Source organism: Roseiarcus fermentans (assembly GCF_003315135.1).
In the GTDB taxonomy this organism is placed as follows: Bacteria; Pseudomonadota; Alphaproteobacteria; order Rhizobiales; family Beijerinckiaceae; genus Roseiarcus; species Roseiarcus fermentans.
Genome location: NZ_QNRK01000003.1, coordinates 101,118 through 126,506, shown reverse-complemented (window position 1 = coordinate 126,506; position 25,389 = coordinate 101,118). Strand labels below are relative to the sequence as shown.

The 25,389-nt window shown below is 70.1% G+C and carries 25 protein-coding genes; 11 read left to right on the top strand and 14 right to left on the bottom strand.

Annotated elements, in window-relative coordinates; translation table 11 throughout:
- Positions 1–180 precede the first annotated feature (180 nt).
- Together DFR50_RS03725 and DFR50_RS03720 are read left to right on the top strand one after the other, a co-directional pair.
- On the top strand, positions 181–1,107 hold the full coding sequence (locus DFR50_RS03725) for a hypothetical protein (RefSeq protein ID WP_113887858.1): 927 nt from the start codon (positions 181–183) through the stop codon (positions 1,105–1,107).
- 87 nt (positions 1,108–1,194) lie between these two features.
- Positions 1,195–1,758: a hypothetical protein gene (locus DFR50_RS03720; protein WP_147262648.1), complete on the top strand. Its 564-nt coding sequence runs from the start codon at positions 1,195–1,197 to the stop codon at positions 1,756–1,758.
- Positions 1,759–1,801: 43 nt separating this feature from the next.
- Here DFR50_RS03720 and DFR50_RS03715 read toward each other — a convergent pair whose 3' ends face one another.
- The 11 genes from DFR50_RS03715 to cueR all read right to left on the bottom strand — a co-directional run bounded on the left by DFR50_RS03715 (position 1,802) and on the right by cueR (position 11,500).
- Positions 1,802–2,608, bottom strand: a complete 807-nt coding sequence (locus DFR50_RS03715; protein ID WP_113887856.1) for an anti-sigma factor — start codon at positions 2,606–2,608, stop codon at positions 1,802–1,804.
- Complete coding sequence (locus DFR50_RS03710) at positions 2,605–3,141, bottom strand: sigma-70 family RNA polymerase sigma factor (RefSeq protein ID WP_113887855.1); 537 nt, start codon at positions 3,139–3,141, stop codon at positions 2,605–2,607. The genes DFR50_RS03715 and DFR50_RS03710 overlap by 4 nt, the downstream gene beginning before the upstream one ends.
- Before the next feature lie 49 nt (positions 3,142–3,190).
- The gene (locus DFR50_RS03705; protein WP_113887854.1) at positions 3,191–3,553 is read right to left on the bottom strand and encodes a c-type cytochrome; all 363 of its coding nucleotides are present in this window, start codon (positions 3,551–3,553) and stop codon (positions 3,191–3,193) included.
- Positions 3,554–3,561: 8 nt separating this feature from the next.
- Positions 3,562–4,485: a metallophosphoesterase family protein gene (locus DFR50_RS03700; protein ID WP_113887853.1), complete on the bottom strand. Its 924-nt coding sequence runs from the start codon at positions 4,483–4,485 to the stop codon at positions 3,562–3,564.
- Positions 4,486–4,839: 354 nt separating this feature from the next.
- Positions 4,840–6,057, bottom strand: coding sequence for an MFS transporter (locus DFR50_RS03695; RefSeq protein ID WP_113887852.1), 1,218 nt, complete (start codon positions 6,055–6,057; stop codon positions 4,840–4,842).
- Between the two features lie 133 nt (positions 6,058–6,190).
- Positions 6,191–6,718 carry a translation initiation factor IF-3 gene (gene infC / locus DFR50_RS03690; RefSeq protein ID WP_113887851.1) on the bottom strand — a complete coding sequence of 176 codons (528 nt, stop codon included), beginning with the start codon at positions 6,716–6,718 and terminating at the stop codon, positions 6,191–6,193.
- A 122-nt stretch (positions 6,719–6,840) separates the two neighbouring features.
- Positions 6,841–7,152 (bottom strand): hypothetical protein, encoded by a 312-nt coding sequence (locus DFR50_RS03685; protein WP_113887850.1) that lies wholly within the window; start codon positions 7,150–7,152, stop codon positions 6,841–6,843.
- Between the two features lie 4 nt (positions 7,153–7,156).
- Entirely contained in the window at positions 7,157–8,356 is a 1,200-nt protein-coding gene (gene hemW, locus DFR50_RS03680; protein WP_425376060.1) for a radical SAM family heme chaperone HemW, read from the bottom strand.
- A 91-nt stretch (positions 8,357–8,447) separates the two neighbouring features.
- A complete protein-coding gene (locus DFR50_RS03675; protein ID WP_113887965.1) occupies positions 8,448–8,786 on the bottom strand; it encodes a P-II family nitrogen regulator in 339 nt (112 codons plus the stop codon).
- Between the two features lie 1,001 nt (positions 8,787–9,787).
- Complete coding sequence (locus DFR50_RS03670; protein ID WP_113887849.1) at positions 9,788–10,987, bottom strand: pyridoxal phosphate-dependent aminotransferase; 1,200 nt, start codon at positions 10,985–10,987, stop codon at positions 9,788–9,790.
- 117 nt (positions 10,988–11,104) lie between these two features.
- A complete protein-coding gene (gene cueR, locus DFR50_RS03665; RefSeq protein ID WP_113887848.1) occupies positions 11,105–11,500 on the bottom strand; it encodes a Cu(I)-responsive transcriptional regulator in 396 nt (131 codons plus the stop codon).
- A gap of 78 nt (positions 11,501–11,578) precedes the next feature.
- On the opposite strand from cueR, the gene DFR50_RS03660 reads away from it, so the two are divergent.
- Positions 11,579–13,885 (top strand): heavy metal translocating P-type ATPase, encoded by a 2,307-nt coding sequence (locus tag DFR50_RS03660; RefSeq protein ID WP_113887847.1) that lies wholly within the window; start codon positions 11,579–11,581, stop codon positions 13,883–13,885.
- A gap of 58 nt (positions 13,886–13,943) precedes the next feature.
- Here DFR50_RS03660 and DFR50_RS03655 read toward each other — a convergent pair whose 3' ends face one another.
- A complete protein-coding gene (locus DFR50_RS03655) occupies positions 13,944–14,396 on the bottom strand; it encodes a Crp/Fnr family transcriptional regulator (protein WP_113887846.1) in 453 nt (150 codons plus the stop codon).
- Between the two features lie 457 nt (positions 14,397–14,853).
- Between DFR50_RS03655 and DFR50_RS03650 the strand changes: the two genes are divergently transcribed.
- The 8 genes from DFR50_RS03650 (at position 14,854) to bla (ending at position 22,976) form a co-directional block, all read left to right on the top strand.
- Entirely contained in the window at positions 14,854–15,885 is a 1,032-nt protein-coding gene (locus tag DFR50_RS03650) for an aspartate-semialdehyde dehydrogenase (RefSeq protein WP_113887845.1), read from the top strand.
- A 133-nt stretch (positions 15,886–16,018) separates the two neighbouring features.
- Entirely contained in the window at positions 16,019–16,960 is a 942-nt protein-coding gene (locus DFR50_RS03645; protein ID WP_113887844.1) for a flagellar motor protein MotA, read from the top strand.
- 93 nt (positions 16,961–17,053) lie between these two features.
- Positions 17,054–18,079 (top strand): peptidoglycan -binding protein, encoded by a 1,026-nt coding sequence (locus tag DFR50_RS03640; RefSeq protein ID WP_113887843.1) that lies wholly within the window; start codon positions 17,054–17,056, stop codon positions 18,077–18,079.
- Positions 18,076–18,537, top strand: a complete 462-nt coding sequence (locus DFR50_RS03635) for a GNAT family N-acetyltransferase (protein ID WP_113887842.1) — start codon at positions 18,076–18,078, stop codon at positions 18,535–18,537. Before DFR50_RS03640 ends, DFR50_RS03635 begins: the two co-directional genes overlap by 4 nt.
- A gap of 121 nt (positions 18,538–18,658) precedes the next feature.
- Positions 18,659–19,768: an ABC transporter substrate-binding protein gene (locus DFR50_RS03630; protein WP_113887841.1), complete on the top strand. Its 1,110-nt coding sequence runs from the start codon at positions 18,659–18,661 to the stop codon at positions 19,766–19,768.
- A gap of 67 nt (positions 19,769–19,835) precedes the next feature.
- Entirely contained in the window at positions 19,836–20,945 is a 1,110-nt protein-coding gene (locus tag DFR50_RS03625) for an ABC transporter substrate-binding protein (protein WP_113887840.1), read from the top strand.
- Positions 20,946–21,020: 75 nt separating this feature from the next.
- Positions 21,021–22,004: a D-erythronate dehydrogenase gene (gene denD, locus DFR50_RS03620; protein ID WP_113887839.1), complete on the top strand. Its 984-nt coding sequence runs from the start codon at positions 21,021–21,023 to the stop codon at positions 22,002–22,004.
- A gap of 87 nt (positions 22,005–22,091) precedes the next feature.
- Positions 22,092–22,976, top strand: coding sequence for a class A beta-lactamase (gene bla / locus DFR50_RS03615; protein ID WP_113887838.1), 885 nt, complete (start codon positions 22,092–22,094; stop codon positions 22,974–22,976).
- Between the two features lie 27 nt (positions 22,977–23,003).
- Here bla and DFR50_RS03610 read toward each other — a convergent pair whose 3' ends face one another.
- A complete protein-coding gene (locus DFR50_RS03610) occupies positions 23,004–24,038 on the bottom strand; it encodes a DUF4331 family protein (protein ID WP_113887837.1) in 1,035 nt (344 codons plus the stop codon).
- 263 nt (positions 24,039–24,301) lie between these two features.
- A complete protein-coding gene (locus DFR50_RS03605; RefSeq protein WP_113887836.1) occupies positions 24,302–25,375 on the bottom strand; it encodes a zinc-binding dehydrogenase in 1,074 nt (357 codons plus the stop codon).
- Between the last annotated feature and the right edge of the window lie 14 nt (positions 25,376–25,389).

The window sequence follows — 25,389 nt, the reverse complement described above, 5'->3', positions numbered from 1 at the left end:
TGGTAAATTCAGGACGGGAGCGACGCTGATCGAGCGTCGAATCCGCCGGTCGGGCCGTATATAGGTTCGGCGATTTCGGGGCGCAAGGCGAGGAATCGGCGGATTTTTCGCGTCCCGCCGCGCGGCCGCCGGCCAAACAAACGCCTTTCCCTTTGGCCGCAGGCCTTCTACAAGACCCTCATGATTTGCCCGACGATCTGGCGCGTTGTCCTCCTGATCGGCGGCGTGGCGCTGGCCGGGGCGCCCGCCGGCGCCCAGCTCGCCCTGCCGGGCGCCGCGCCGGCCGCCCCGGCCGGTGCGTCCGGATCGCCCGCCAAGCCGAAAAGGACCAAGCGCGTGAACCCGGCCGACGCCGGCGAGAAGACGGGACCGTCGGCCCTCAAGGACGCGCCCGGCCTCGACTCGATCGACGGACGGCCGCTGATGCTCAACGGCGCCAAGGGTCTGATCCAGATTTCCGGCAGCGGCGACACGCTTCAGATCGACAGGCTGAGCCTCGCCGGCGAAGGCGTCTCGGACGCGTCGCAGCGCTGCGTCGTCGCCATCGTCGGGGACAAGCCGATCGTGGCGACCAGCGCCGGTCATCCCGACGGCCTCGCGCGCTACGAGGTCGACGTCCCCGCCTGCCCGTTCGCCTTCGACGTCGTCAACGGCGCAGTCCTCGTTCCCGCGCAGATCACCGCCTGCGTGTTCAAGGCGGCCGATTGCCAGACGAGCCCGAGCGGCCTCTGGGGGCCCGACGGGACGACGCTCCAGGCCGACGCTGCGGCGATCGGCAAGCGCCGCACCGAGGCGGAGAACGCGATGGCCCGCGCGCTGCACAAGCTCGAGGACCTGGCCCGCGACCACCCGGACGCCGCCAGTGTCGTGCGCGACCAGGGCGGCTTTCCCGGCGAGCGCGACGACACCTGTCGCGACTATGTCAAGGAAGCGGAGCACGGGTTCTGCGCGGCGAGCGTCACCGCCGCCCGGGCGGCGCTGCTCGAAGCGCGGCTCGCGACGATCGCCCCCGCCAAGTCCGACAAGAGCGCCGGGGCGGACAAGCCGAAGCACAAGAAGGGCAAGTCCGCAGAAGCGGGCGGAGCGCACCCGCAAAACCCGCAATAGAGCCGGTCTGGGAGGGAGCGCCTGTCGCGCTCGCGGGCGACGGGACGCCGCCTCTCCCAGGGAACCAACATGCCGAAGGAGCGCGCCATGACCGTCCGTTCGACCGGAACCGGGCCCGCGGGGCCGACCGAAGCGCCCGCGCGCGGACTGAAGGAGAAGGCGGCCGAGGAATTCCGCCGGTTTCTCGTCCTGTTCGTCTATCTGTGGGTGTTGTTCGGGGTGTTCGCCCTCAACCAGGGGATCGTGATGAGGGAGCAGGGGATCGGCTGGACCTGGCAGGGGCTGGCCTTCGTCAACGCCCTCGTGTTCGCCAAGGTGATGATGCTGTTCGAGATGGTCGATCCCGGGCGATGGCTGCGCAGGCGGCCGCTGATCTATCCGATCCTCTACGAGGCGTTCCTGCTGACCCTCATGTTTCTCGTGGTGCACGTGATCGAGACGGTGATCGCGGGCCTCGTCCACGGAAAGACGATCGGCGAAAGTCTGCCCAGCATCGGCGGCGGCGGGCTCGCCGGACTCCTCAGCGTGTCGGTGATCGTGTTCCTCGCGCTGACGCCGTTCTTCGCCGTCCGGAACCTGAGCTTCGCCCTCGGCGCGGACACGCTCGTGGCGCTGCTGTTCAAGGAGCCGCAGGACGAAGGCAGGCGGTGAGGCGCCGGCCGGTTCCGGCGGCGCCCGCCCGGCGCGTCGGCCGCTACCGCTTGCCGCTTTCCTCCCGATGCGAAAGGCGCGCCGCTCGGAACGCCGCGACGAACCCGGCGAGCGTCGGCGCGTCCATGTCGGAGACGGCGACGAAGGCGAGATCGGCGTCGCTCCAGCGCGCGACGTGGTAGCCGTCGATCGTCGCGGTCCCCTCGGCCCGGGCGCCCGCGGCGTCGAGCGGCAACTCCGTCACGGCCGCCATATGCTCGTTGTGCCGGTAGACGAGCGTCGGAACCGGCGCCCGATCGACGATGGCGACACGCCCCCCCGCGAGCGGAAAGCCCTGCGCGGCGAGATCGACGATGTCGGCGCTGACCGTCGTGCGGCCGGCGAGCCACGGCTTCACCGTGTGGCGGTCGGACGAGGCGACGTCGAAAGGCTGGCCGGCGACGGAAGCGCGGGCGAAATCGGAGACGAGACTGCCGGCGACCGCTCGCGACGGGTCGGGCGCGTTCAGGGACGTGAGCCCGACGCCGGCGGCGAAGCCGAGCCCGGCGAAAGAGGCCGCGAGCGCCAGCCAGCCCCTTGCGCGCGACGCCGGGGGCGGCGCGGCCCTCGCCGGCTTCGCGGGTTCTCCCGCCGCGAGCGCGAGCACGGCGTCGACCAGCCCCTTCGGCGCCGCCTCGCGCGGAACGTGGCGGCGCACCGCGTCGCGCACGGCGGCGAGCTCGCGGTATTCGGCGGCGAGCGCCGGATCGGCGGCGAGGTCGCGTTCGAAGGCGAGCGCGTTGGCGGCGTCGAGTTCGCCGTCGAGAGCGGCTTGCAAGCGCAGGCGGCGAAGGTCGGCAGGGTCGCTCATGGGTCCGCTTTCAGGGATCTCGCGAGGGCGCCGCGGGCGCGGGCGAGGCGCGACATGACGGTGCCCATCGGCAGTCCGGCCGCCTCGGCGATGTCGCGGTAGGACAGGCCGTTGACGTCGCGCAAAATGAGGATTTCCAGAAGCGGCGGCGGCAGCGCCGCCATCGCCCGCCTCAGCCGCTCGCCGTCCTGAACGGCGATCAGCAGCGCCTCCGGATCGGCGGCGGCGTTCCCGTCGCCGGGCGCGAGCGCGTCGAGATCGTCGAGGCCGCCGGCGAAGGCGAGGTCCTTGCGCCGGTTGCGCGCCATCCAGGTGACGGCCGCATTGCGGACGATCGCGAGGAACCAGGGTTTCGGACGATCGACGCTCGTCGTCTCGAGCGCCTTCAGCGCCCGCACCGCCGCCTCCTGGACGATGTCCTCAGCGTCGTTCGCGTCGCGGCACAGCCACTTGGCGAGGCTGTAGGCGTCGTCGAGCAGCGGCGGCACGAGGACGCGGAACCGCTCGGCGGCGTGCGGACTGGCGGCGGTCATGGCGCGGCCGCCCGGGGGTTTGCGCGTCTCGCCTTTCGCCGGGCGGGCGCTACTTCGCCCGCTCCCTCAGATACGCGATCACGTCGGCGCGGTCGTTCGGATCGTCGAGATGGAAGAACATTTTTGCGCCCGGAACGAAGGCTTGCGGATTGGTCAGCCACCGGTCGAGCGTGTCCGCGTTCCATTCGAAATGCGCGCTCCTGAGCCCGTCGGAATAGTCGTAGTCCGGCAGCGAGCCCGCCCTGCGGCCGAAAACCCCGCGATGGCGAGGTCCGACGTCGTTCTGATCGAGCGAGTGGCAATCCGTGCACGCCTGATAAACCTGTTCGCCGCGGGCCGGGTCGCCGGCGGGGGCTGCGTCGGCGCGGCCGGCGGCGAGCGCGGCGAACGCCAGCATGACCTTCAGCATCATGGTCCCCTTCAGGCAAGGTCCGAGTCCGTGACCGCCAGACTCGTCGGGGTGGGGACGTAGGCCACCTCGCGCACGCCGAGCCATGTCCGCAGTTCGCCGGCCGGCACGAGCTTCGGCCCCGGCGACGGCGCCGTTCCCGGCGCCGGCTGCGGAAAGGCGCTCGAACGGGCGGTATGGAAGGTCACATTGCCCTCGACCTTCTGCATCAGCTGATGGATGTGGCCGTTGAGAACCGTCACCGAGCCGAAGCGCGCGAGAAGGGCCAGCGCCTGCGCCGAATCCTCCGTCCCCCACCCCCATTGCGGGGCGATCATCCAGAGCGGGATGTGGCAGAAGACGACGATCGGCGTCGAGGCCGATTTGCCGCGCAGGTCGTCGTCGAGCCAGGCGAGCTGCTCGGGCCCGAGCGAGCCGAGTCCGTTCGCCTTCAGGTCGACGACATTGACGAGCGACACGAAATGCACGCCGCCGTGATCGAACGCATACCAGCCGCCGCCGGCGCCTTTCCCGAAGCGCGCCAGCCAGGCGTCCCGCGTTTTCGCATCGGTGATGTCGTGCTCGCCGGGCGAATAGAAGACGTCGCGCTTCGTTCGCTGGATCATCGCGAGCGCGTCGTCGAATTCGGCGGGCTTGGCGGCGTGGGTGACGTCGCCGGTATGGAGAATGAACGCCGGATCTCCCGGCATGGCCAGCACCTTGTCGATCGCCACGTCGAAGGTCTTGCGCGCGTCGGGATTGGCGGGCTTGGCGAAGCCGATGTGGCTGTCGGACAACTGGACGAAGGAAAACCCGCCTTCGGCCGCCCTCGCCGAGCCGATCAGCCGCGACGACGGAACGCCGCCGGCGACCGTCCAGACCACGCCGGTTCCCGCCCAGAGCATGCACTTCAGGGTCTGCCGGCGGTCGATACCGTTGTCGTTCTGCGCTGTCATGTCTGTCTCTCCCTGTGCCTCGCGAGGCGTCGGACAGGAAAGAGACTCGGCGGGCGCGCCATTTATTCCCCGAGGGGCGGATAAAGTTTTGCGGTGACACCCAAGCCGCCGTCATCGCGAGGAGCGAAGCGACGTGGCGATCCAGGGGGCCTGGGTGTTACGATTTGCGGTAACCGGGGCGGATTCCCGGGCAATCCGGTCAACCGTCGGCCCGGCGGCCTGCGCCGCCATCGATCGGGGCCACGACCGGCGCCGCCGCAGCACACGCTCCATCAGCGCCAATTGCGGCGCAAAACGCCAGAAACGCCGAGAACTCGGCGCCGGGGCGGCGCCGGCCCCCGAAACCGCGAGGCCTCAGGCGGCCTCGGGGCGCGGGTTCGGCAGGAAGGCCGCGAGGAAGCCGATCGCCGGCAGGAAGGCGCAGATCTCGTAGACGAAGCGGAGACTGGTGTAGTCGGCGACCATGCCGAGCAGCGCCGCGCCGATGCCGCCGAGCCCGAACGACAGACCGAAGAACAGGCCCGCCACCGCACCGACATTGCCGGGCGTCAGCTCCTGCGCGTAGACGACGACCGCGGAAAAGGCCGAGGACAGGACGAGACCGATCGCCACCGAGTTGATCGCCGTGCCGACCAGCCCGAGGTGCGGCAGCGCCAGGGTGAACGGCAGCACGCCGACGATCGATCCCCAGATGACGGTCTTGGCGCCGAAGCGGTCGGCGAGCGGGCCGCCGAAGAACGTCCCGACCGCGACCGACGCCAGGAACACGAACAGCAGGATCTGCGACGTCTGCACCGACACGCCGAATTCCTGCATCAGATAAAAGGTGTAGTAGCTGCCGAGGCTCGACATGTAGAGGACTTTCGAGAACAGCAGGATGATCAGCGCGGTGATCGTCCAGACGACGGTCGCGCGCGGGTAGCGCGGGGCGGCCGCCTCCGCCTGGCGCTTGCGCGCGCGCTGGTCCCTGTGCCAGCGGCTGACCCGGATCAGGAGCGCCACCGCGATCGCCGCCAGCGCGGTGAAGGCGAGCACCGAATGCTGGCCGAACGGCACGACGACGAAGGCCGCCAGCAGCGGCCCGGTCGACTGGCCGAAGTTTCCGCCGACCTGGAACACGCTCTGGGCGAAGCCGTGCCGGCCGCCCGAGGCGGCGCGCGCCACCCGCGATGCCTCCGGATGGAAGACCGCGCTGCCCACCCCGATCACGGCGACCGCGGCGAGAAGCAGCGGATAGGTCGAGGCGAACGCCAGCCCGACCAGGCCCGCGAGCGTGAACGCCATGCCGACCGGCAGCAGGAAAGGCATCGGCCGGCGGTCGGCGGCGAGCCCGATCATCGGCTGCAACAGCGACGCCGAGACCTGGAACACGAAGGTGATGATCCCGGTCTGGAAGAAGGTCAGCGCCATCTTCTCGCGGAACACGGGATAGAGCGCCGGCGCGAGCGACTGCATCGTGTCGTTGAGCATGTGCGAGGCGCTGACCGCGAACAGGACGCCGAGCGCCGTCGTCTGCGCCGCCTTGCGTTCGGCGGCCGCCGCCTCGAGACAGCCTGGCGTGGTGGTGGTCATCGCGGGCGCTCCCCGACCGCCGGCCGGCGGGCCCGCGGCTTGTCGCCGCAAGGAAGCGGCCCTTCCAGCAAACGCCCGGCAAGCGTCCGGGCGCAGGATTCCGTCGGGCGTCGGGGCCGCTTGCGCCTCCGGGTTACTTCGGCGCGAGCACCATGATCATCTGGCGGCCTTCCATCGACGGCTCGGCCTCGACCTTGGCGATCGGGGCGGTTTCGCTCTTGACCCGCTGCAACAGCTTGTAGCCGATGTCCTGGTGGGCCATTTCGCGCCCGCGGAACCGCAGCGTCACCTTGACCTTGTCGCCCTCTTCGAAGAACCGCATCACCGAGCGCATCTTGACGTCGTAGTCGTGGTCGTCGATGCCGGGGCGGAGCTTGATTTCCTTGATCTCGACCACCTTCTGGCGCTTGCGCGCCTCGGCCGACTTCTTCTGCTCGAGGAAGCGGTACTTGCCGAAATCGAGGATCTTGCAAACCGGCGGCGTCGCGTTGGGGACGATCTCCACCAGATCGAGCCCGGCTTCCTCGGCCTGGCGCTGCGCGTCGGCGAGGTTGACGACCCCCTGGTTCTTGCCCTCCGCGTCGATCAGCTGGACCTGCACGGCGCGAATGTCGCGGTTGGTTCGCGGGCCGCCTTTCTCCGGCGCCGCGGTAGCTTTCATTGGACGGCGAATGGCCACTCTCCTGGGTTCGTTTGCCTGGCGCCCGCGGCGCGCAAGCGATTGCTCCGTTCAGAGCCCTCGGCCCTGCGGACCCCTAGACATGGGTCAGAATGGACATCGAGTCAACCGCCGCCGGGCGGCTTGAACAGCCGGGGCCAGCGGCTTTCCAGCCAGCCGAGCGCCCGCGCGACGCCGCGTCGCAGGATCGGAACGTCCTCGGCGATCAGGATCAGGCCGAGCGGCAGCATCCACAGGCCGAAAACCGGCAGAATCGCGAGCAATCCGCCGAGCATGAGCAGGACGCCCGCGGGCAGGCGGGCCCAGCGCGATTCGGGCCGCAGCAGCCAGTGCGCCGCCGCGCCGAACCGCGCCGGCAGCCTCGCGATCAGGTTGCGGAGGCGGCGGCGGTGGGCGTCCTCGTCGCCGTGCGACATCGCGTCACGCCGCGACGTCGGCGACGACGGTGTCGAGCAGCGGCGCGCCCAGAGAGGTGACGCGAATCCGCCCCGACGGGCCGCGCTCGAGAAACCCGTCGTCGATCAGGGACCTGAGCCGGTCCCGGTCGAGCGTCCGGCCGCTCAGCGCCTCGTAGCGGCGCGGATCGACGCCTTCGCTGAGCCGGAGTCCCATCAGCAGGAACTCGTCGCCCTGCTCTTCGGGGGTCAGGGCCGAGTCCTCCACCAGGCCATGGCCGTCCGACTCCACCCGCCCGAGCCACGGCTCGGGGAGGCGCTCGCACGCCTGGGCGAGCCGTCCGCGCGCCGTGACGATCCGCCCGTGCGCGCCGGGGCCGATTCCCGCGTATTCCCCATACCGCCAGTAGACGAGGTTGTGCCGGCTCTCGCCGCCGGGCCGGGCGTGATTCGAGACCTCGTAGGGGAGGAGGCCGCGCGCCTCGGTCAGCTCCCGGGTCGCCCGGAAGAAGGCGAGGCTCAGGTCCTCGTCGGGCAGTTCGAGCTTGCCTGCGTCGCGCAGACGCTCGAAGGCGGTGTCCGGCTCGACGGTCAGCTGGTAGAGCGAGATGTGGTCGCCGGCGAGGTCGAGCGCGCGGGCGAGTTCGGCGCGCCAGGCCGCGAGGCTTTGTCCCGGCCGCCCGTAAATCAGGTCGAAGGTGAAGCGGGGAAACAGCGACGCTGCGAGCCGCACCGCCGCGAGCGCCTCCTCGACGCTGTGGCGGCGCCCGAGGGCCTGCAGGTCGGCGTCGGCGAGCGCTTGCACCCCGACCGACAGCCGGTTGACGCCGGCGGCGCGGTAACCGCGGAAACGGCCGGCCTCGACGCTGGTGGGATTGGCCTCGAGCGTGACCTCGGCGCCCGCGTCGACCCGCCAGTGCGCCGCGATCGCGTCGAGGATTCCGCCGACCGTCCCGGGCGACATCAGCGACGGCGTGCCGCCGCCGAAGAAGATCGAACGCACGACGCGACCGGGCGCGAGCGCGGCCCGGTGGGCGATCTCGGCGCTGAAGGCCGCGAGGTAGCGGGCCTGATCGATCGGCTCGCCGCGGACGTGGCTGTTGAAGTCGCAATAGGGGCACTTGGACAGACAGAAGGGCCAATGGACGTAGACCCCGAAACCGGGATCGTCGTCGGCCGTGTGGTCCTTTTGCGGTGCGGCGCGCGCCCGTTCGGCCTCCATCATCGCGCCCTTATGCCAGCGAACCGCCCGGCGCGCCAGCCGTTCCGGCCGAAGCCGATGACGGGGAGCGTCGACTCGTCAGCGGCGAGGGGGCCTAGAGGGCGTCCTCGTTCGTCTCGCCGGTGCGGACGCGCAGCGCCCGCTCGATCGGCGTGACGAAGATCTTGCCGTCGCCGGTCGTGCCGGTGCGCGCGACCCGCTCGATGGTCTCGACGACATCGTCGACGCGTCCGTCGGGGATGGCGACCTCGATCTTCACCTTGGGCAGGAACCGCACGACATATTCGGCGCCGCGGTAGATCTCGGTGTGCCCCTTCTGCCGGCCGTAGCCCTGGACCTCGGTCGCGGTCATCCCGTGCACCCCGATCTTGTCCAGCGCTTCGCGCACTTCTTCGAGCTTGAAAGGCTTGATGATCGCCGTGATCAGTTTCATGACTTTCGCAAAGCCCCGCTTCTGCCCATCGCCGACGATCGCCCGCATTTTGGGCTGGGCCGCGATGAGACGCACAATCGCCGCTCGTCATGCACAAAAAGCGGACAAAAGCAAGCCGGGCGTGTCCGGCTTGCGTATGGCGCGGGCAAAACGCCGCGGAATCCTCAGGCGCCCCGGACGCGTTCGCGGCGCCCACGCCGTGCTTGAGCGAGCGTCATCATACGCCGGGCGGAGACCGCAGAATCTACGTTTGCCAGAACGACCAAAACAATAAATTGTGGAAAAGAGAATTCAGGGGTATTGTCGCTCCCATGCCGAAGCTGCGCGGACTTCGCCGCGCTCGGCGCGCCGTTGAACGCTCGCCTGGGAAGGACGGCGCTCCGATTGACGGGCTCGCGAGCGTCAAACCGTTGGGACGCCGACGTCGACGCCGGCGAACAGGCGGGGGGCCTTGCCCGGCTGCCGAGGTGGTTGTGCGCCAGGACCCGGACAGGGCGCGTCGTGGGAGGGTGCGCGTCTCGCGCACCCCGGCGGCGAGACGCCGCCGCTCCCATTGAGCGCCGTGACCGCCGCTCGCACGCCGGGCTTGGGAGTTACGGTCGCCCGTAACTCCCAACCCCGTCATTGCGAGGAGCAAAGCGACGAAGCAATCCATGCCGCCGCTTGCTTCCTGCGGAAGAAATCGCTCCGTCTTCTGCTCGCAAGGAAGGGCGGCGGGACGACCAGAGGGCGCGACAGCGGCCCAGCGGCCCTGGATCGCTTCCCCCCGGGCTCTTCGACCCGGGGGTCGCTCGCGATGACGGCGCTATTCGCTGCCGGCTTGGGAGTTACGGTCGCCCGGAGAATCCGGCGCAAGCGGCTGGAAATGCGGAATCTGCGCCCGGATTGGCTGGCGAGGCCGGGGCGGCCGGGCCGTTAGCGACGGAACCCCGCCGACGGATCCGGCCCGCGATCGCGCGGCGGTCGCCGCCGGTCAGCGCGCGGGACAGGCGGCCGAGCGATCACGTCCGCAGCCACTCGACGATTCGCCGCGTCGCCTCGGCGATCTGCCCGGGATTGCGGGCGAAGCAGATCCGCAGGAACCCCTCGCCGCCGGGGCCGAAGGCCGAGCCCGGCGCCGCGCCGACGCCGGCCTCGTCGATCAGCCGCAGCGCCAGCGCCCGCGAATCGGGGAAGCCGTCGATCGCGAAGAACAAATAGAACGCCGCCTCGGGCTCGAAGAAACGGACCCGGCCGGTCGCCAGCAGGCCTTCGCACAAGATGTCGCGCGACCGGCGGCAGCGCTCGATCTGATCGGCGAGGAACGCCTCGCCCTGGTTCAGCGCCGCGACGCCAGCGCGCTGGGTGAACACCGGCACGCCGGAGCTGGTGAACTGGACGAGGTTCTCGATGATCGGCCCCAGCGCCGCCGGCGCCTCGAGCCAGCCGACGCGAAATCCGGTCATCGCCCAGTTCTTCGACAGCGTCTGGACGAACAGGATCTTGTCGTCGGGCGCCATGACGTCGTGGAACGACGGCGCGCGGGCGCCGTCGTAGGTGAGGCGGCCATAGATCTCGTCGGCGATGATCCAGAGATCGTGTCTGCGGGAGAGGGCAAGGGTCGCGGCGATCTCCTCAGCGGTCGCGATGAAGCCGGTGGGATTGGCGGGGGAATTGAGGAAGATCGCTTTGGTCGCCGGCGTCACGGCGGCCGCGAGCCGCTCGACGTCGAGGCTCCAGCGCCCCTCGCGCCCGAGCGGAACCGGCACGGCGCGCGCGCCCGAGGTTTCGATGGCGCCGCAAAAATTCGGCCAGGCGGGCGACGGGATCAGCGCCTCGTCGCCGGGGCCGAGCGTCAGGCGGGTCGCGATCTCGATCGCGTGCATGCCGCCGATGGTGGCGAAGAAGGTTTCGGGACGGAACGCGCCGCCGCCCGGCGCCGCGCCGTAGCAGCGGGTCATGTAGGCCGCGATCGCCTCGCGCAACTCCGGAATGCCGCCCTGGTAGGTGTAGAAGGTTTCGCCGCCGTCGAGCGACGCCTTGGCGGCGTCGGTCACGAACCGCGGCGGCGGCTGGTCGCCCTCGCCGACCCACAGCGGAATGAGGCCCTGCCGGCCGCGGCCGTAGTCGAACACTTCGACGATGCCGCTGGGCGCGGCGTTGAGCGCGGCGGGCGGGATTTCGGCGAGCCAGTTGCGGTCGGGGACAGTTGCGATGGTCATGGGCCGCGTCATGACGGAGCGCGACGCGGCAGGCAAGGGGACCCCGACCGTCCTGTGCCGGCTCGTCGGCGCACTGGGATCGGCCTATTCGCGTTCGTAGGTTATGGACATGACCGTTCAGACCACGCCCTGCGCCAGATCGTCGAGGATCGGGCAGTCGGGGCGCTCGTCGCCGCAGCAGGCGCCGACCAGCGCGCGCAGCGTCCCGGCCATCGCCTGCATCTCGGCGATGCGCGCCTCGAGTTCGGCGACATGGCGCTCGGCGATCCGGCGCACCTCGCGGCTCGGCCGCGCGCTGTCGCGCCAGAGGGCGAGCAGGGCCGCAATCTCCGCCGTCGAGAAGCCGAGCCGCCGCGCCCGCTTGATGAAGCGCAGGTCGTGCACGTCCCGCTCGCCGTAGTCGCGGTAGGCGTTGGCGCGCCGCTCGGCCGGACGCGCCAGGCCGATCGATTCGTAATGGCGGATCATCTTGGCGGTCACGCCGCTCGCCGCCGCCGCCGCGCCGATATTCATGTCCGCGATCGTCCCTTGACCTTCCCATCATGGGAAGGTCTATGCGTCGGATGAGCGAACTTCAAGGGCAGGCATGCGATGAGTCTCGTCGACAATGACAAGGCCCTGGCCAGGGACCCGGTCTGCGGCATGTCGGTCGATCCGGCCACCGCGGACTATCGCTGCGACCACGACGGAGCGACCTACTACTTCTGCGCCTCGGGCTGTCGGACCAAATTCGTCGCCGACCCGGCGCGCTACCTCGGCCCGAAACCCGCGCCGGCGCCCGCGGCGCCGCCCGGAACGATCTACACCTGCCCGATGGACCCGGAGGTGCGCCAGGAGGGGCCGGGCGCCTGCCCGATCTGCGGCATGGCGCTCGAACCGGAGACCCCGTCGGCGGAGGCCGGGCCGAACGAAGAACTGATCGACATGAAGCGCCGGCTGTGGTTCGCGCTGGCGCTGTCGGTTCCGCTGGTCGTTCTCGACATGGGCGGCCACCTCTGGCGGCCGGAGCAGCTGACGCCGGCGCTCTCGCGCTGGATCGAGCTGTTGCTCGCGACCCCGGTGGCGCTGGGCGCCGGTTGGCCGTTCTTCGTCCGCGCCTGGAGCTCGATCAGGACCCGCAACCTCAACATGTTCACCCTGATCGCGCTCGGCGTCGGCGTCGCCTGGACCTACAGCGTCGTGGCGACCCTCGCGCCCGGACTGTTCCCCGGCGGGATGGGCCATCACGGCGGGCCGCCGGTCTATTTCGAGGCGGCGGCTGTCATCACGCTGCTTGTGATCGTGGGGCAGGTCCTCGAGCTGACGGCGCGGGAGAAGACCGGCGACGCGATCCGGGCGCTGCTCGACCTCGCGCCGAAGCGCGCCCTGCGCATCGACGCCGACGGCCACGATCACGAGGTGGCGCTCGCCGACGTCATGGTCGGCGACCGGCTCCGGGTGCGCCCGGGCGAAAAAATCCCGGTCGACGGCGAGGTGGTCGACGGCGCGAGCGCCGTCGATGAATCGATGATGACCGGCGAATCGATGCCGGCGATGAAGGCGGTCGGCGCGAAGCTGATCGGCGGCACGGTCAACGGCTCGGGCGCCCTCGTCGTGCGGGCCGAAAAGGTTGGACGCGACACGGCGCTCGCGCGCATGGTCGATCTGGTCGCCAGGGCGCAGCGCAGCCGCGCGCCGGCGCAGAGGCTCGCGGACCGGGTCAGCGGCTGGTTCGTGCCGCTGGTGTTCGCCGCGGCGATCCTGGCCTTCCTCGTGTGGCTGACGTTCGGGCCCGAGCCGCGCTTCGCCTTCGCGCTGGTCGCGGCGGTCTCGGTGCTGATCATCGCCTGCCCCTGCGCGCTGGGGCTCGCGACCCCGATGGCGATCATGGTGGGAGTCGGGGAGGGCGCGCGCGCCGGCGTCCTGGTCCGCGACGCCGAGGCGCTCGAACGGTTCGAGGCGGTCGACACGCTGGTCGTCGACAAGACCGGGACCCTGACCGAAGGCAAGCCGCGCCTGACGGCGCTCGAGGCCGCGCAGGGAGTCCCGGCCGACGACGCCTTGCGGCTCGCGGCGTCGCTCGAGCGGTCGAGCGAGCATCCGATCGCCGCCGCGATCGTCGCCGCCGCGCGGCGCAAGCGTCTCAAGCTGTCCGAGCCCGCCGACTTCCAGGCTTTTCCGGGCGGCGGCGTCGTCGGCCGCGTCGACGGGCGCGCGGTCGCGGTCGGCTCGGGCGTCTTCGTCGCCGAGCGCGGCGCGGACCCGAGCGCGCTGGCCGCGCGGGCGGAGGCGCTGCGGCGCGAGGGCGCGACGGTGGTGTTCGTCGCCGTGGACGGGGCCGCAGCCGCTCTGATCGCCGTGTCGGACCCGATCAAGGCCGGCGCCGCCGAGGCGCTCGCCGCGCTCGCGGCCCAGGGGATGCGCGTCGTCATGATGACCGGCGACAACCGTTCGACCGCCGCCGCCGTGGCCGAGAAGCTCGGCATCGCCGCGTTCGAAGCGGAGACTCCGCCGGAGCGCAAGGCCGAGGCGATCGCCCGGCTCAAGCGCGAGGGGCGGGTCGTGGCCATGGCCGGCGACGGCGTCAACGACGCCCCCGCGCTCGCCGCCGCCGACGTCGGAATCGCGATGGGGACCGGAACGGACGCCGCGATCGAGAGCGCCGGCATGACCCTGATCAAGGGCGACCTCGCCGGCCTCGTGCGCGCCCGAAACCTGTCGAAGGCGACCATGCGCAACATCCGCCAGAACCTGACCTTCGCCTTCCTCTACAACGCCGCCGGGATTCCGATCGCGGCGGGCGCGCTCTATCCGGCGTTCGGCGTCCTCATGTCGCCGATCGTCGCGGCCGCGGCGATGTCGCTCTCCTCGGTTAGCGTCATCGCCAACGCGCTGCGGCTCAAGCGGGTCAAACTGTGACGCTCGCCGCACGGGGCGCGGCGCTTTCTCGACCCTCGCCCGCCTCGGGCGGGCGTCGTCACCACAGCATGGTCCACGACAGGTTCACCGCCTCGGAATCGGCCGGGCGGGAGGGGCCGGCGGCCTTCTGGACGTCGCGCACGAAGCCGCGCAGGCCGCGGCGGTTGGGGTCGATCTTCTCCATGAGCTCGTTCATCTGGCGCAGCCGGCGGACGAGGGTCTTCATGAAGGCGACGGCGCGCTCGGGGTTGTCCTCGAGCGAGCCGATGAACTCGTCGTAGGACATTTCCAGGCATTCGACGTCGGTCTGGGCGAGGATGGTGGCGGAGCGCGGCCCGGGTTCGATCAGGCTCATCTCGCCGAACACCTCGCCGGTCGCGAGCGTGCCGACCCGCCTCCCGCCCTTTCCGACCAGAACCTCGACCTCGCCCGAGACAATGAAGAACGCCGTATCGCCCTCGTCGCCTTCGCGAATGATGGTCTCTCCGGCCTTGAAAGCGACCGACTGCATGGGGTCCTCCGTCAGGTGACTGTCGATCACCGTGCCACGATTGCGGCCGTAGGGATAGCGGCTCGGGCCGCCCGGTCGAACCGCTCGGCGATCCGGCGCCTCGACGAACGTCCCGGCTCATGGCGGGCAGGCTTGCCCCGTGTGGAGCGGCGGTTCTCTCGGCTGCCCCGCCCGAAATCGGGAGCCTGCCGCTCCGGCGCCGCATTGACAATGCAGGCCGGCCATGGTTTGCGAAAACCCGCTCGGCGCTTTCCTCGCGCCCGAGCCGGAACCCCGTGCCATGCCGCGTCTCGTCAAAACGACGTCGACCAAAACGCGTCGCCCGCTCAAAGGCGGGACGATCGGCTGAACGCGCCTTCCGCTCCGGTTTCCTCCCCCGGCGGGGCGCCGGGGCGAAGTCCGCCGGAGGCGGACGCTGGAAGCGGGGAGGCTTTGAAAGCCGAAAAGGAATTCGATCATGTCTGGCTACAAGGTCGCGATCGTCGGGGCCACCGGCAATGTCGGGCGCGAGATGCTCTCCATTCTCGCCGAGCGGCGCTTTCCCGCCTCCGAGGTCGTCGCCCTCGCGTCCTCCCGCTCGATCGGCAGGGAGGTGTCGTTCGGCGACCGGACGCTGAAGTGCAAGGCGCTGGAAAACTATGATTTCACCGACACCGACATCTGCCTGATGTCGGCGGGCGGCTCAGTCTCGAAGGAATGGTCGCCGAAGATCGGCGCCAAGGGCTGCGTGGTGATCGACAACTCGTCCGCCTGGCGAATGGACCCGGACGTGCCGCTCGTCGTCCCCGAGGTCAACGCCGAGGCGGCGCGCGGCTTCGTCGCGAAGTACATCATCGCCAACCCGAACTGCTCGACCGCCCAGCTGGTGGTGGCGCTCAAGCCCCTGCACGACCGTGCGACCATCAAGCGCGTGGTGGTGGCGACCTACCAGTCGGTCTCCGGCGCCGGCAAGGACGCGATGGACGAGCTGTTCTCGCAGACCCGCGCGGTGTTCACCAGCAATCCGATCGAGAACAAGACCTTTCCCAAGCGCATCGCCTTCAACCTCATTCCGCAGATCGACGTCTTCATGGACGACGGCCAGACCAAGGAAGAGTGGAAGATGGTGGCCGAGACCAAGAAGATCCTCGATCCGAAGATCAAGCTGACCGCGACCTGCGTGCGCGTGCCGGTGTTCATCAGCCATTCCGAGGCGGTCAACATCGAATTCGAGAAGCCGATCACCGCGGACGAAGCGCGCGACATTTTGCGCGAGGCGCCCGGCTGCCTCGTGATCGACCGGCGCGAGCCCGGCGGCTACATCACTCCGCACGAGGCGGCGGGCGAGGACGCCACCTACATCAGCCGCATCCGCGAGGACCCCACGGTCGAGAACGGCCTCAACCTGTGGTGCGTGTCGGACAACCTGCGCAAGGGGGCGGCGCTGAACGCGGTGCAGATCGCCGAGGTGCTGATGAACCGCGGCTGGCTGAAGCCGAAGGCCGCCTGACGGCGCGCTTCGAGCCCGCGCCGGTCCGCCTCCACGGCGGCCGGCCGGGGAAATCGGTCGCCGGCCCGGCTCCAGACTTGCTATGGCCATCAGCAAAGGCTATCGGCGTTCAGGACCCCGCCCCCCGAGAGCCATGGCGAACGAACCGGATATCCGTCTTCTCACCTCGCCCCGTATCTTCCTGGTCGGGATGGCGGCCTTTCTGGCGCTGGTCGGCTTTGTCGTCCTCATCCTGCTCAAGCAGCTCCAGCTCGCCTTCTCCGCCAATCCGGGCCTCAACGGGCTCATCCTCGGCGTGCTGGCGATCGGGTCGCTGTTCACCTTCCGCCAGGTCTTTCGCCTGTTTCGCGAAATCCACTGGGTCAACTCGCTGACCAGCGCCTATGACGGACGCAAGGTCAGGCAGCCGCTGCTGCTCGCTCCGATGGCGGCGATGCTCAACGCCGGGGCGGGCGCGAGCGGCCTCTCCACGCTCACCTCGCGCGCCATCCTCGATTCGATCGCCACCCGCCTCGACGAGGGGCGCGAGCTCAGCCGCTACCTGATCGGCCTCTTGGTGTTCCTCGGGCTGCTCGGCACCTTCTGGGGCCTGCTCGAGACCGTCCATTCGATCAGCGGCGTGATCGACAGCATGAAGACCGGCGCCGACACGACGTCGATGTTCGAGGACCTCAAGAGCGGCCTGTCCGCGCCGATCGCCGGAATGAGCGTGTCGTTCACCTCGTCGCTGTTCGGCCTCGCGAGTTCGCTCATCCTCGGCTTCCTCGACCTGCAGGCGGGGCAGGCGCAGAACCGCTTCTATTCGGAGTTCGAGGAGTTTCTGGCGAGCCACGTGCGCACGAGCGCGGCCGAGCCGGAGACCGTGCCGCAGCCGGTGGCGGTCGGCCCGCCGCACGTCGACAGCCAGAAGAACGCCGCCGCGATCGCGACCCTCGCCGAGGGCATCCAGGCCCTGGTCGGCCACATGCGCACCGAGCAGCAGCAGATTCGAAACTGGGTCGACGTCCAGGCCCAGCAGCAGGAGGACATCGGCAAACTCCTGCGCCGGCTGCTCGACGAATTGTCGACGCGCTGACCCTTCGCCCCCTGGCGGGCGGAGTGGTTGGCGGCGCGGTCGTTGACCGCGCGCCGCGCTCAGCGAGCGCGGCTACAAAGGCAGGAGCACGGAATGGCGTTGTCGCGCAGCCGTCGGTACGAGCCGGTCAACTACTGGCCGGGGTTCGTCGACGCGTTGTCGACGATGCTGCTCGTCATCATCTTCCTCTTGTCCGTGTTCATGCTGGCGCAGTTCTTCCTGTCGCGCGAGGTGACCGGCAAGGACGAGGCGCTGACGCGGCTCAACCGGCAGATCGAGGAGCTGACCAACCTCTTGGCGCTCGAGCGCACCCAGAAGAGCGCCGACCAGACCCGGATCGCCTCGCTGTCGGCGACGCTGGAAGCGGCCGAACGCGAGCAGAAGCGGCTCGCCGGGGCGGCGGCGGAGAGCGCGGCGTCCGCCGACGCCGCCGGGCGCGCGGCGGCGGCGTCGAACGCGCTCTCGGCCGAGAAGGAGATTTCCGCCAAGGCGCTCGCCGAGGTCGACATCCTCAACCAGCAGATCGCGGCGCTGCGCAAGCAGCTCGCGGCGATCGAGGACGCCCTGTCGGCCTCCGAGGCCGCCAATCGCGAGTCGCAGTCGAAGATCTCCGATCTCGGCCAGCGGCTCAACGTGGCGCTGGCGCAGAAGGTGCAGGAACTCGCCCGCTACCGCTCCGACTTCTTCGGCCGGTTGCGGCAGATTCTGGGAAGCCGGCCGGACATTCGCGTGGTCGGCGACCGGTTCGTGTTCGAATCCTCGGTTCTGTTCGACGTCGGCAAGGCCGACATCAGCCCGGAAGGCAAGAAATCGCTCGACAGCCTCGCCGCCGCCGTGCTCGACCTCGAGCGCGAGATTCCGCCCGATATTCCTTGGATCCTCAGGGTCGACGGGCACACCGACAGCCAACCGATCGCCGGGAACGGGCTGTTCCGGTCGAACTGGGAGCTCTCTTCCGCCCGCGCCGTGGCGGTGGTGCAGTATCTCGTCGCCAGGGGCGTCGAGCCGGAGCGGCTCGCCGCCGCCGGCTTCGGCGAGTTCCAGCCGCTCGACGCCGGGACGGACGAGGCCGCCATGGCGCGCAACCGGCGGATCGAACTGAAGCTCACCGAGCGATGAACGCGCCCGTCCGGCCGTTGCGGCCGATCGAGGACGGCGATGGCCCCGCGCTCGCCGACCTCTGGGTCGCGGCCTGGCGCGACAGCGGCTTCGCCATCGACTTCGAAGCGCGCCGGGCGTGGCTCGTCGAGCGGCTGGCGGCGCACCGGACGGCCGGCGGCGCGATCGTCGTCGGTCTCGACGCCAGAGGCCGGCCGGCGGGCTTCGCGGCGATCGATCCCGCGACCGGCTATCTCGACCAGCTCTGCGTCGCGCCAGCGGAGAAGGGCGCGGGCCTCGCGGCCGCGCTCGTCGCCGAGGCGAAGCGCCTCGCCGTCGGCGCGGTCGAGCTGGACGTCAACGAAGCCAACGAACGGGCGCGGCGTTTTTACGCGCGCGAGGGTTTCGTGGTCGTCGGCCGAGGTTCGAGCGCGCAATCGGGCCTGCCGACCCTGCGTCTGCGCTGGACGCCGGGCTGATTCTGTTCCTTCGCGGTTGCGTCGGCGTTCTGTCCCGGCTACGCCATGGCCCGTGAAAGACGCGCCGCCGCCGCAGGATCGCGGCGAGACGAGAGGGCGCCCTTTCCCGGAGACTCAAATCATGCACAAGATTGTCCTTCTGTCGCTCGCGGGCGTCGCCCTGTCGGCTTTGGCGACGCCATCGCTCGCCGAGGATCTGACGATCGCGGTCGCCGGTCCGATGACCGGGCCGCTGGCCTCGATCGGCGACCAGATGAAGCGCGGAGCGGAAGCAGCCGCCGCCGCGATCAACGACGCCGGCGGCGTCGCCGGCCAAAAGATCAAGATCGTCGTTCAGGACGACGTCTGCGATCCGAAGCAGGCGGTGGCTGTGGCGAACCTGATCGTCGGCCAGCAGATCAAGTTCGTCGACGGCCACGCCTGCTCGGGCTCGTCGATCCCGGCCTCCGAGGTCTACGCCGAAAACAACATTCTGATGATGAGCCCGGCCTCGTCGAACCCGGTGCTGACCGAGAAGGGGCATCCCACGATCCTGCGCCTCTACCCGCGCGACGACGCTCAAGGGGCGTTCGCCGCCCCGTGGATCGTCGACCACTACAAGGGCAAGAAGGTCGCGATCGTTCACGACAAGTCGGCCTACGGCAAGGGCCTGGCGACCGTGGTGAAGGACAAGCTCAACGCCGCCGGGATCACCGAAGTGATGTTCGAAGGCATCAACCCGGGCGACAAGGACTACAGCGCGCTGGTCTCCAAGCTGAAGGGCGCGGGCGCCGACTTCGTCTACTTCGGCGGCTACCACCCGGAGGCGGGCCTGATCCTGCGGCAGGCGGCCGACCAGGGCTACAAGCCGCAGCTGATGAGCGCCGACGCCCTCGCCACCTCCGAGTTCTGGCAGATCTCGGGGCCCGCCGGCGAAGGCACGCTGTTCACCTTCCCCTCGGATCCGCAGCGGTCGCCGGCGGCGGCCAAGGCGGTGGAGCAGTTCAAGGCGCAGAAGTTCAACCCCGAGGGCTTTACCCTGATCAGCTACGGCGTCATTCAGGCGATCGCCGAAGGCGTCCAGAAGGCCGGCTCCACCGACCCCAAGGCGGTCGCCAAGGCGCTGAAAAGCGGCGAGACGTTCGACACCGTGCTCGGCCCCGTCAAGCTCGACGCCAAGGGCGACCTCAAGGATCCGAGCTTCGACCTCAACAGGTGGAGCGAGGGCAAGTACGCCGCGATCGGCAAGTAAGCCGACGCGGGAGGCGGCGCGCAGGCTCTACGGCGCGCCGACCACTTTCACCGGGAGGAAAACCAACATGCGCACCATCGTCATTCTGTCGTTCGCGGGCGCCGCCCTGTCGGCGCTCGCGACGCCGTCGCTCGCCGACGACCTCGTGATCGCCGTCGCCGGCCCGATGACCGGTCCGGTCGCCTCGATCGGCGACCAGATGAAGCGCGGCGCGGAAGCGGCCGCCGCCGCGATCAACGAGGCCGGCGGCGTCAATGGCCGCAAGGTCAGGATCGTCGTTCAGGACGACGCCTGCGATCCGAAGCAGGCGGTCGCGGTCGCGAATTTGATCGTCGGCCAGGGGATCAAGTTCGTCGACGGCCACGCCTGCTCGGGCTCGTCGATTCCGGCCTCGGAGATCTACGCCGAGAACAACATCCTGATGATGAGCCCGGCCTCGTCCAACCCGGTGCTGACCGAGAAGGGCCACTCGACCATCCTGCGCCTCTATCCGCGCGACGACGCGCAGGGCGCGTTCATCGCCCCGTGGATCGCCGACAACGAAAAGGGCAAGACCATCGCGATCCTCCACGACAAGTCGGCCTACGGAAAGGGCCTCGCCACCGTGGTGAAGGACAAGCTCAACGCCGGCGGCGTCACCGAGGTCCTGTTCGAGGGCATCAACCCGGGCGAGAAGGATTACAGCGCGATCGTCTCCAAGCTCAAGAGCGCCGGGGCCGGGTTCATCTACTTCGGCGGCTATCATCCCGAGGCGGGCCTGATCCTGCGTCAGGCGGCCGACCAGGGCTACAAGCCGCAGCTGATGACCGGCGACAGCATCGCCACCTCCGAGTTCTGGCAGATTTCGGGGCCCGCCGGCGAAGGCACGCTGTTCACCTTCCCGACCGACCCGCGCCGCTCGCCGACCGCGGCCCACGCGCTCGACCAGTTCAAAGCGCAGGGCTTCAATCCGGAGGGCTTCACCCTGTTCAGCTACGGCGTCGTCCAGGCGATCGCCGATGGCGTGAAGAGGGCGGGCTCCGACGATCCCAAGGCGGTCGCCAAGGCGCTCGAGAGCGGCGAGCCGTTCGAGACCGTGCTCGGCGCGGTCAAGCTCGACGCCAAGGGCGACGTGAAAGACCCGACCTACGACATCAACAAGTGGAGTGACGGCAAGTACGCCGCGATCGCCAAGTGAGGCGGTTTCCCGCCTGAACGAACCCGCGCGCCGCGGTCCGGTCGGGCCGCGGCGGAGCTTTGCCGGAGGGCGCCCATGCACATCCTGGTGACCGGCGCGGCCGGAATGCTCGGCCGCAAGCTGACGGAGAGTTTTGCGAAGCTCGGCGGGCCGGGCGGGGCGGCGGTCGACGCGCTCACCCTGATCGACGTGGTCGAACCCGAGGCGCCGACCGGTTTTGCCGGACGGACGGTGGCCCGCGCCGTCGACATCGCGGCAGCGGGCGCGGCGGAGGCGGTCGTCGCCGGCCGGCCGGACCTCGTGTTTCATCTCGCGGCCATCGTCTCGGGCGAGGCGGAGGCCGATTTCGACAAGGGCTATCGCATCAATCTCGACGCCACGCGCAGCCTGTTCGACGCCATCCGCGCGGCGAACGGCGCCTTCGGGTATCGCGCTCGCGTCGTGTTCGCCTCCTCCATCGCCGTGTTCGGCGCGCCGTTTCCCGACGAGATCGGCGACGACTTCTGCGCGACGCCGCTGACCAGCTACGGCGCGCAGAAGGCGATCGGCGAACTTCTCCTCGCCGACTATTCGCGCCGCGGCTTCCTCGACGGGATCGGGTTGCGCCTGCCGACGATCTGCGTCAGGCCGGGCGCGCCCAACAAGGCGGCGTCCGGCTTCTTCTCCAGCATCATCCGCGAGCCGCTCATGGGCCGGCAAGCCGTGCTGCCGGTCGGCGACGACGTGCGCCACTGGCACGCGAGCCCGCGCTCGGCGGTCGGGTTCCTTCGTCACGCGGCGGCGCTGGACTCGTCGGCGCTCGGGGCGCGCCGGAATCTCACGATGCCCGGCGTATCGGCGACAGTCGGCGACCAGATCGCCGCGCTCGAACGCGTCGCGGGGGCGAAAGCCGTCGGTCTGATCCGGCGCGAGCCCGATCCGGCGATCGAACGGATCGTCGCCGGCTGGCCGCGCGCCTTCGACGCGGCCCGGGCGCAGGCGCTCGGCTTTCGCGCCGAGACCTCGTTCGACGCGATCGTGCGCATCCACATCGAGGACGAGCTTCAGGGTAAACTTTAGGCTGGGGCCGCGGCGCCCGTTCCCTTCTCCCGCTCGCGAGCGGCTCCCCGTCCGGTCGCGACGTTTCCACCCGGCACGAGCAAACCCATGACGAACCTGCTTCGGACCTTCGGCGTCGCGGCGACTCGCCGGCGGTTTTGCCTCGGCCTCGTCGCGGCGGCCGCCGCGCCCGGCCCCGCCCGCGCGGCGGCCGCCGACCGGCTCGCGGCTCTGGAGCGGAGCGCCGGCGGACGGCTCGGCGTCGCCGTGCTCGACACGTCGAGCGGCGAGACGCTCCTGCGCCGCGCCGACGAGCGCTTTCCGATGTGCAGCACGTTCAAGCTGATCGCCGCGGCCGCGGTTCTGAAGCGCGTCGACGCCGGGCAGGAGACGCTGACGCGGTTCGTCCCGTATCGGCAGGCCGACCTGCTCGGCTATGCGCCGGTGACCAAGGCGCAAGTCGACGCCGGCGGCATGACGCTCGCAGACCTGTGCGCCGCGGCGATCGACTGGAGCGACAACACGGCCGCCAACCTGATCCTCGACGCGATCGGCGGGCCTGCCGGCTTCACCGCCTTCGCGCGCCTCCTCGGCGATTCCGTCACGCGGCTCGACCGCAACGAGCCGACGCTCAACACCGCCATCCCGGGCGATCCCCGCGACACCACCACCCCGCTCGCGATGGCGCGCGACCTGCAGGCGGTGCTGCTCGGCGACGTGCTGTCGGAGGAGTCGAGACGGCGGCTCGAAGCCTGGCTGATCGCCGACAGGGTCGGCGACAAGCGCCTTCGCGCCGGACTTCCGCCCGACTGGGGGATCGGCGACAAGACCGGCTCCGGCGATCACGGCACGGCCAACACCATCGCCATCCTTCGCCCGCCGAACCGCGCCCCGCTCCTCGCGGCGGTCTACTACACCGAGGGGCCGGACTCGATGGACGCCCGCAACGCGGTGAACCGGCAGGTCGGCGAGATCGTCGCGGCGACGTTCTGACCGGCGAAGCCGACCCCGGCCGGCGCGTCAACCGGCCGGAGGCAGGTACGGAAAGACCTTCGAGGGCTTCGCCGTCACCGACTCCTTGCCGATCCCGAGACGGATCGGCGCGTTGGCGGCGATGCTGAACATCACGTCGGGCGCGTTGTCGGTCAGGGATCGTCCGTTCCATTCCCCGAAGCCGAAGGTCGCCCGGGTGCCGACCTCATAGGGCAGGATGTTCGGGAACAGCCGGTGCGCGATGCGGAGGCCGTAGCCGCGCGGGTCTTCCGAGGTGCCGAGCGCCGCCACGACGCCGGCGATCGCCCCGGCCGCGGTTTCGCCGAAGGCGGCGAAATCGTCAGCCGGGCGGCCGCCGTTGAGTCGATTGCCGAGGTCCTCGTTGTATTGCGTGAACAGCGGATGGATCATCGGCAGGCCGACGCGGTTGATCTGACGCCAGCCGCCGGCGTCGGTCGCCAGCGACGCCACCGCCCACACGCCGATGCGCCTGGCGTCGGCCGGGCCGGCGGCGAGCGCGTCGTCCGGGACTTCGAGCACGATGGAATAGACGGTGTGGCCGGCGAACAGGTTTTTCGCGTGGGCAGGGTCCCAGCCGGTCAGGTCGATCGGCTTGCCGTCCTGGAACGCGTGGCCGACCGCGTGCAGGACGTGCGGCTCGATCCAGAACGGATCGCCCGCCTTTCCCGCCCAGAGGCGCAGGCCGTTCGGCCCGGCCACCGTCTCGCCGGTCGAGCCCCGGGCCAGCGCTTCGCCGGCCGCGTGAGGATCGCCGGCCTCCTTTCCGGCAAGGCGGCGAAGCGTGAGGCGCTGCCGGCCGGCCGGGTCGCGCGGATCGAAGGTGACGCGGTACGTGACGTCCTCGATCGCGTCTCCGTCGCGGTCGACCTTGAATTCGTACATGCCTTCCGGATGATAGCCGGGCGTCGGAATCGGGCCGAAGATCGAATGGCAGACGTTGATCGCGAACACGGTGCCGAGTTCGCCGCGAAACACGTACAGGTCGGTGATGTCGAGACGAATGTCCTGGCGAGCGAGGGGGGAGTCGAGATGATGCGACATCGTTTGCTCTCCTTCGAAAGGCTGCCGATGAGTATTCGCTGGAAGAATATGTGACGTCAGCGTTGGCAGGCGAAGCTGCCGCGATCGAAACGAAAGGTCTTTATGGGCGCCTTCAGACTGCGGCGACGTCGTCGCCGGACTCATCGCAGCGGCGGAAACCAGAATTCAATGACTCAACGCTCAAGCGCGCCTGAAAAAGGCCCTCGCCCCGTCAGCATCGAACGGAACGGTTCGGCCGGCAAGAGGGCGCTGATGAGTTTCGGTCAACACGACGGCCTGACGACAGCGATCTCGAGGCTGCCGGCCGCCGCCGCCGCTTCCATCGCCTCGGGAAGCGCCTCGAGCGGAAAGACGCGAGGCGTGATCGCGCGGAGATCGAGCAGCCCGGCGCGCACGAGGTCGAGAAGCCGTCCGTAGGCGCGGGCCGGATACATGAACTGGCCGAGAATCTCCCAGTCGTTGAGCATGACCGCCGTGTAGGGAATGGGCAGGTCGACCGTCATGCTGCCCATCAGCACGAGCCGACCGCCGCGGCGCAGGCTCGTGAGCGCCGCCAGTGTCGAGCGCGGATCGGTCGCGCCGCCGACCATGTCGAAGGCGATGTGCGCAGCCCCGCCGCCGGCCTCCCGGATCGCCTTGGCGTCGCCCGCGACGTCGCCGGTCAGCGTCACGGTCGCGACGCGCGAGCCGGCGACCCTCGCGACTTCGGCGAGCGCCGCCGGGTTGCGGCCCGCGGCGACCACCCGCGCCGCGCCCATCGCCACGCCGAGGAGCGCGGCGGCCGTCCCGAACGCCCCGGCCGCGCCGTTGACCACCAGCGTCTCGCCGGCGGCCAGGCGCCCGCGCAGCAGCCCGCCATAGGGGACGATGAAGCGGGAGAGCGCGGCGAGCTGCGTCGATTCGAACGCCTCCAACCCGACGAGCGGGGTCGCCGCCTCGACGGGAACGAGCGCGAGGTCCGCAAGCGTCCCGTCGGGCCATTCGGCGAGCATCGCCGAAGAGTCGGGCGGCGCGGTCAGGCCGATCAGGATCTGAGCCGGGTCGTCGACGTTCTCGCGCGCCACGACATGCGGCGAGATCACCACGCGCTGGCCCGGCCTCAGCCGCCAGACGCCCGCCCCGACCGCCTCGATTCTTCCGACGGCGTTTGTCCCGATGGTGAAGGGCCCGGGCGGCGGGTTGTAGAACGGCAGCCGTCCCGCGACATAGGCGCCGAGGTAGCTGACGAGCGACGTCGCCTCGACCCTGACGAGCACGCTGCCCGGACGCGGCTCGGGCGGGGGCCTGTCCTCGAGCGCGAGGCGGCCGCCGAGTCTGTCGAGACGCCAGGCCTTCATGTCGATGTCCTCGT

What these genes read in the sequence shown, in the direction of transcription:
- DFR50_RS03655 (WP_113887846.1), bottom strand. Translation starts at nt 14,396, where the DNA reads ATGCAGTCGGTCGCTTTCAAGGCCGGAGAGACCATCATTCGCGAAGGC.
- DFR50_RS03720 (WP_147262648.1), top strand. Translation starts at nt 1,195, where the DNA reads ATGACCGTCCGTTCGACCGGAACCGGGCCCGCGGGGCCGACCGAAGCG.
- DFR50_RS03640 (WP_113887843.1), top strand. Translation starts at nt 17,054, where the DNA reads ATGGCGTTGTCGCGCAGCCGTCGGTACGAGCCGGTCAACTACTGGCCG.
- DFR50_RS03650 (WP_113887845.1), top strand. Translation starts at nt 14,854, where the DNA reads ATGTCTGGCTACAAGGTCGCGATCGTCGGGGCCACCGGCAATGTCGGG.
- hemW (WP_425376060.1), bottom strand. Translation starts at nt 8,356, where the DNA reads ATGATGGAGGCCGAACGGGCGCGCGCCGCACCGCAAAAGGACCACACG.
- DFR50_RS03670 (WP_113887849.1), bottom strand. Translation starts at nt 10,987, where the DNA reads ATGACCATCGCAACTGTCCCCGACCGCAACTGGCTCGCCGAAATCCCG.
- DFR50_RS03695 (WP_113887852.1), bottom strand. Translation starts at nt 6,057, where the DNA reads ATGACCACCACCACGCCAGGCTGTCTCGAGGCGGCGGCCGCCGAACGC.
- DFR50_RS03685 (WP_113887850.1), bottom strand. Translation starts at nt 7,152, where the DNA reads ATGTCGCACGGCGACGAGGACGCCCACCGCCGCCGCCTCCGCAACCTG.
- DFR50_RS03610 (WP_113887837.1), bottom strand. Translation starts at nt 24,038, where the DNA reads ATGTCGCATCATCTCGACTCCCCCCTCGCTCGCCAGGACATTCGTCTC.
- DFR50_RS03675 (WP_113887965.1), bottom strand. Translation starts at nt 8,786, where the DNA reads ATGAAACTGATCACGGCGATCATCAAGCCTTTCAAGCTCGAAGAAGTG.
- infC (WP_113887851.1), bottom strand. Translation starts at nt 6,718, where the DNA reads ATGAAAGCTACCGCGGCGCCGGAGAAAGGCGGCCCGCGAACCAACCGC.
- DFR50_RS03635 (WP_113887842.1), top strand. Translation starts at nt 18,076, where the DNA reads ATGAACGCGCCCGTCCGGCCGTTGCGGCCGATCGAGGACGGCGATGGC.
- DFR50_RS03725 (WP_113887858.1), top strand. Translation starts at nt 181, where the DNA reads ATGATTTGCCCGACGATCTGGCGCGTTGTCCTCCTGATCGGCGGCGTG.
- DFR50_RS03645 (WP_113887844.1), top strand. Translation starts at nt 16,019, where the DNA reads ATGGCGAACGAACCGGATATCCGTCTTCTCACCTCGCCCCGTATCTTC.
- DFR50_RS03630 (WP_113887841.1), top strand. Translation starts at nt 18,659, where the DNA reads ATGCACAAGATTGTCCTTCTGTCGCTCGCGGGCGTCGCCCTGTCGGCT.
- bla (WP_113887838.1), top strand. Translation starts at nt 22,092, where the DNA reads ATGACGAACCTGCTTCGGACCTTCGGCGTCGCGGCGACTCGCCGGCGG.
- cueR (WP_113887848.1), bottom strand. Translation starts at nt 11,500, where the DNA reads ATGAATATCGGCGCGGCGGCGGCGGCGAGCGGCGTGACCGCCAAGATG.
- DFR50_RS03625 (WP_113887840.1), top strand. Translation starts at nt 19,836, where the DNA reads ATGCGCACCATCGTCATTCTGTCGTTCGCGGGCGCCGCCCTGTCGGCG.
- DFR50_RS03710 (WP_113887855.1), bottom strand. Translation starts at nt 3,141, where the DNA reads ATGACCGCCGCCAGTCCGCACGCCGCCGAGCGGTTCCGCGTCCTCGTG.
- DFR50_RS03660 (WP_113887847.1), top strand. Translation starts at nt 11,579, where the DNA reads ATGAGTCTCGTCGACAATGACAAGGCCCTGGCCAGGGACCCGGTCTGC.
- denD (WP_113887839.1), top strand. Translation starts at nt 21,021, where the DNA reads ATGCACATCCTGGTGACCGGCGCGGCCGGAATGCTCGGCCGCAAGCTG.
- DFR50_RS03705 (WP_113887854.1), bottom strand. Translation starts at nt 3,553, where the DNA reads ATGATGCTGAAGGTCATGCTGGCGTTCGCCGCGCTCGCCGCCGGCCGC.
- DFR50_RS03605 (WP_113887836.1), bottom strand. Translation starts at nt 25,375, where the DNA reads ATGAAGGCCTGGCGTCTCGACAGACTCGGCGGCCGCCTCGCGCTCGAG.
- DFR50_RS03700 (WP_113887853.1), bottom strand. Translation starts at nt 4,485, where the DNA reads ATGACAGCGCAGAACGACAACGGTATCGACCGCCGGCAGACCCTGAAG.
- DFR50_RS03715 (WP_113887856.1), bottom strand. Translation starts at nt 2,608, where the DNA reads ATGAGCGACCCTGCCGACCTTCGCCGCCTGCGCTTGCAAGCCGCTCTC.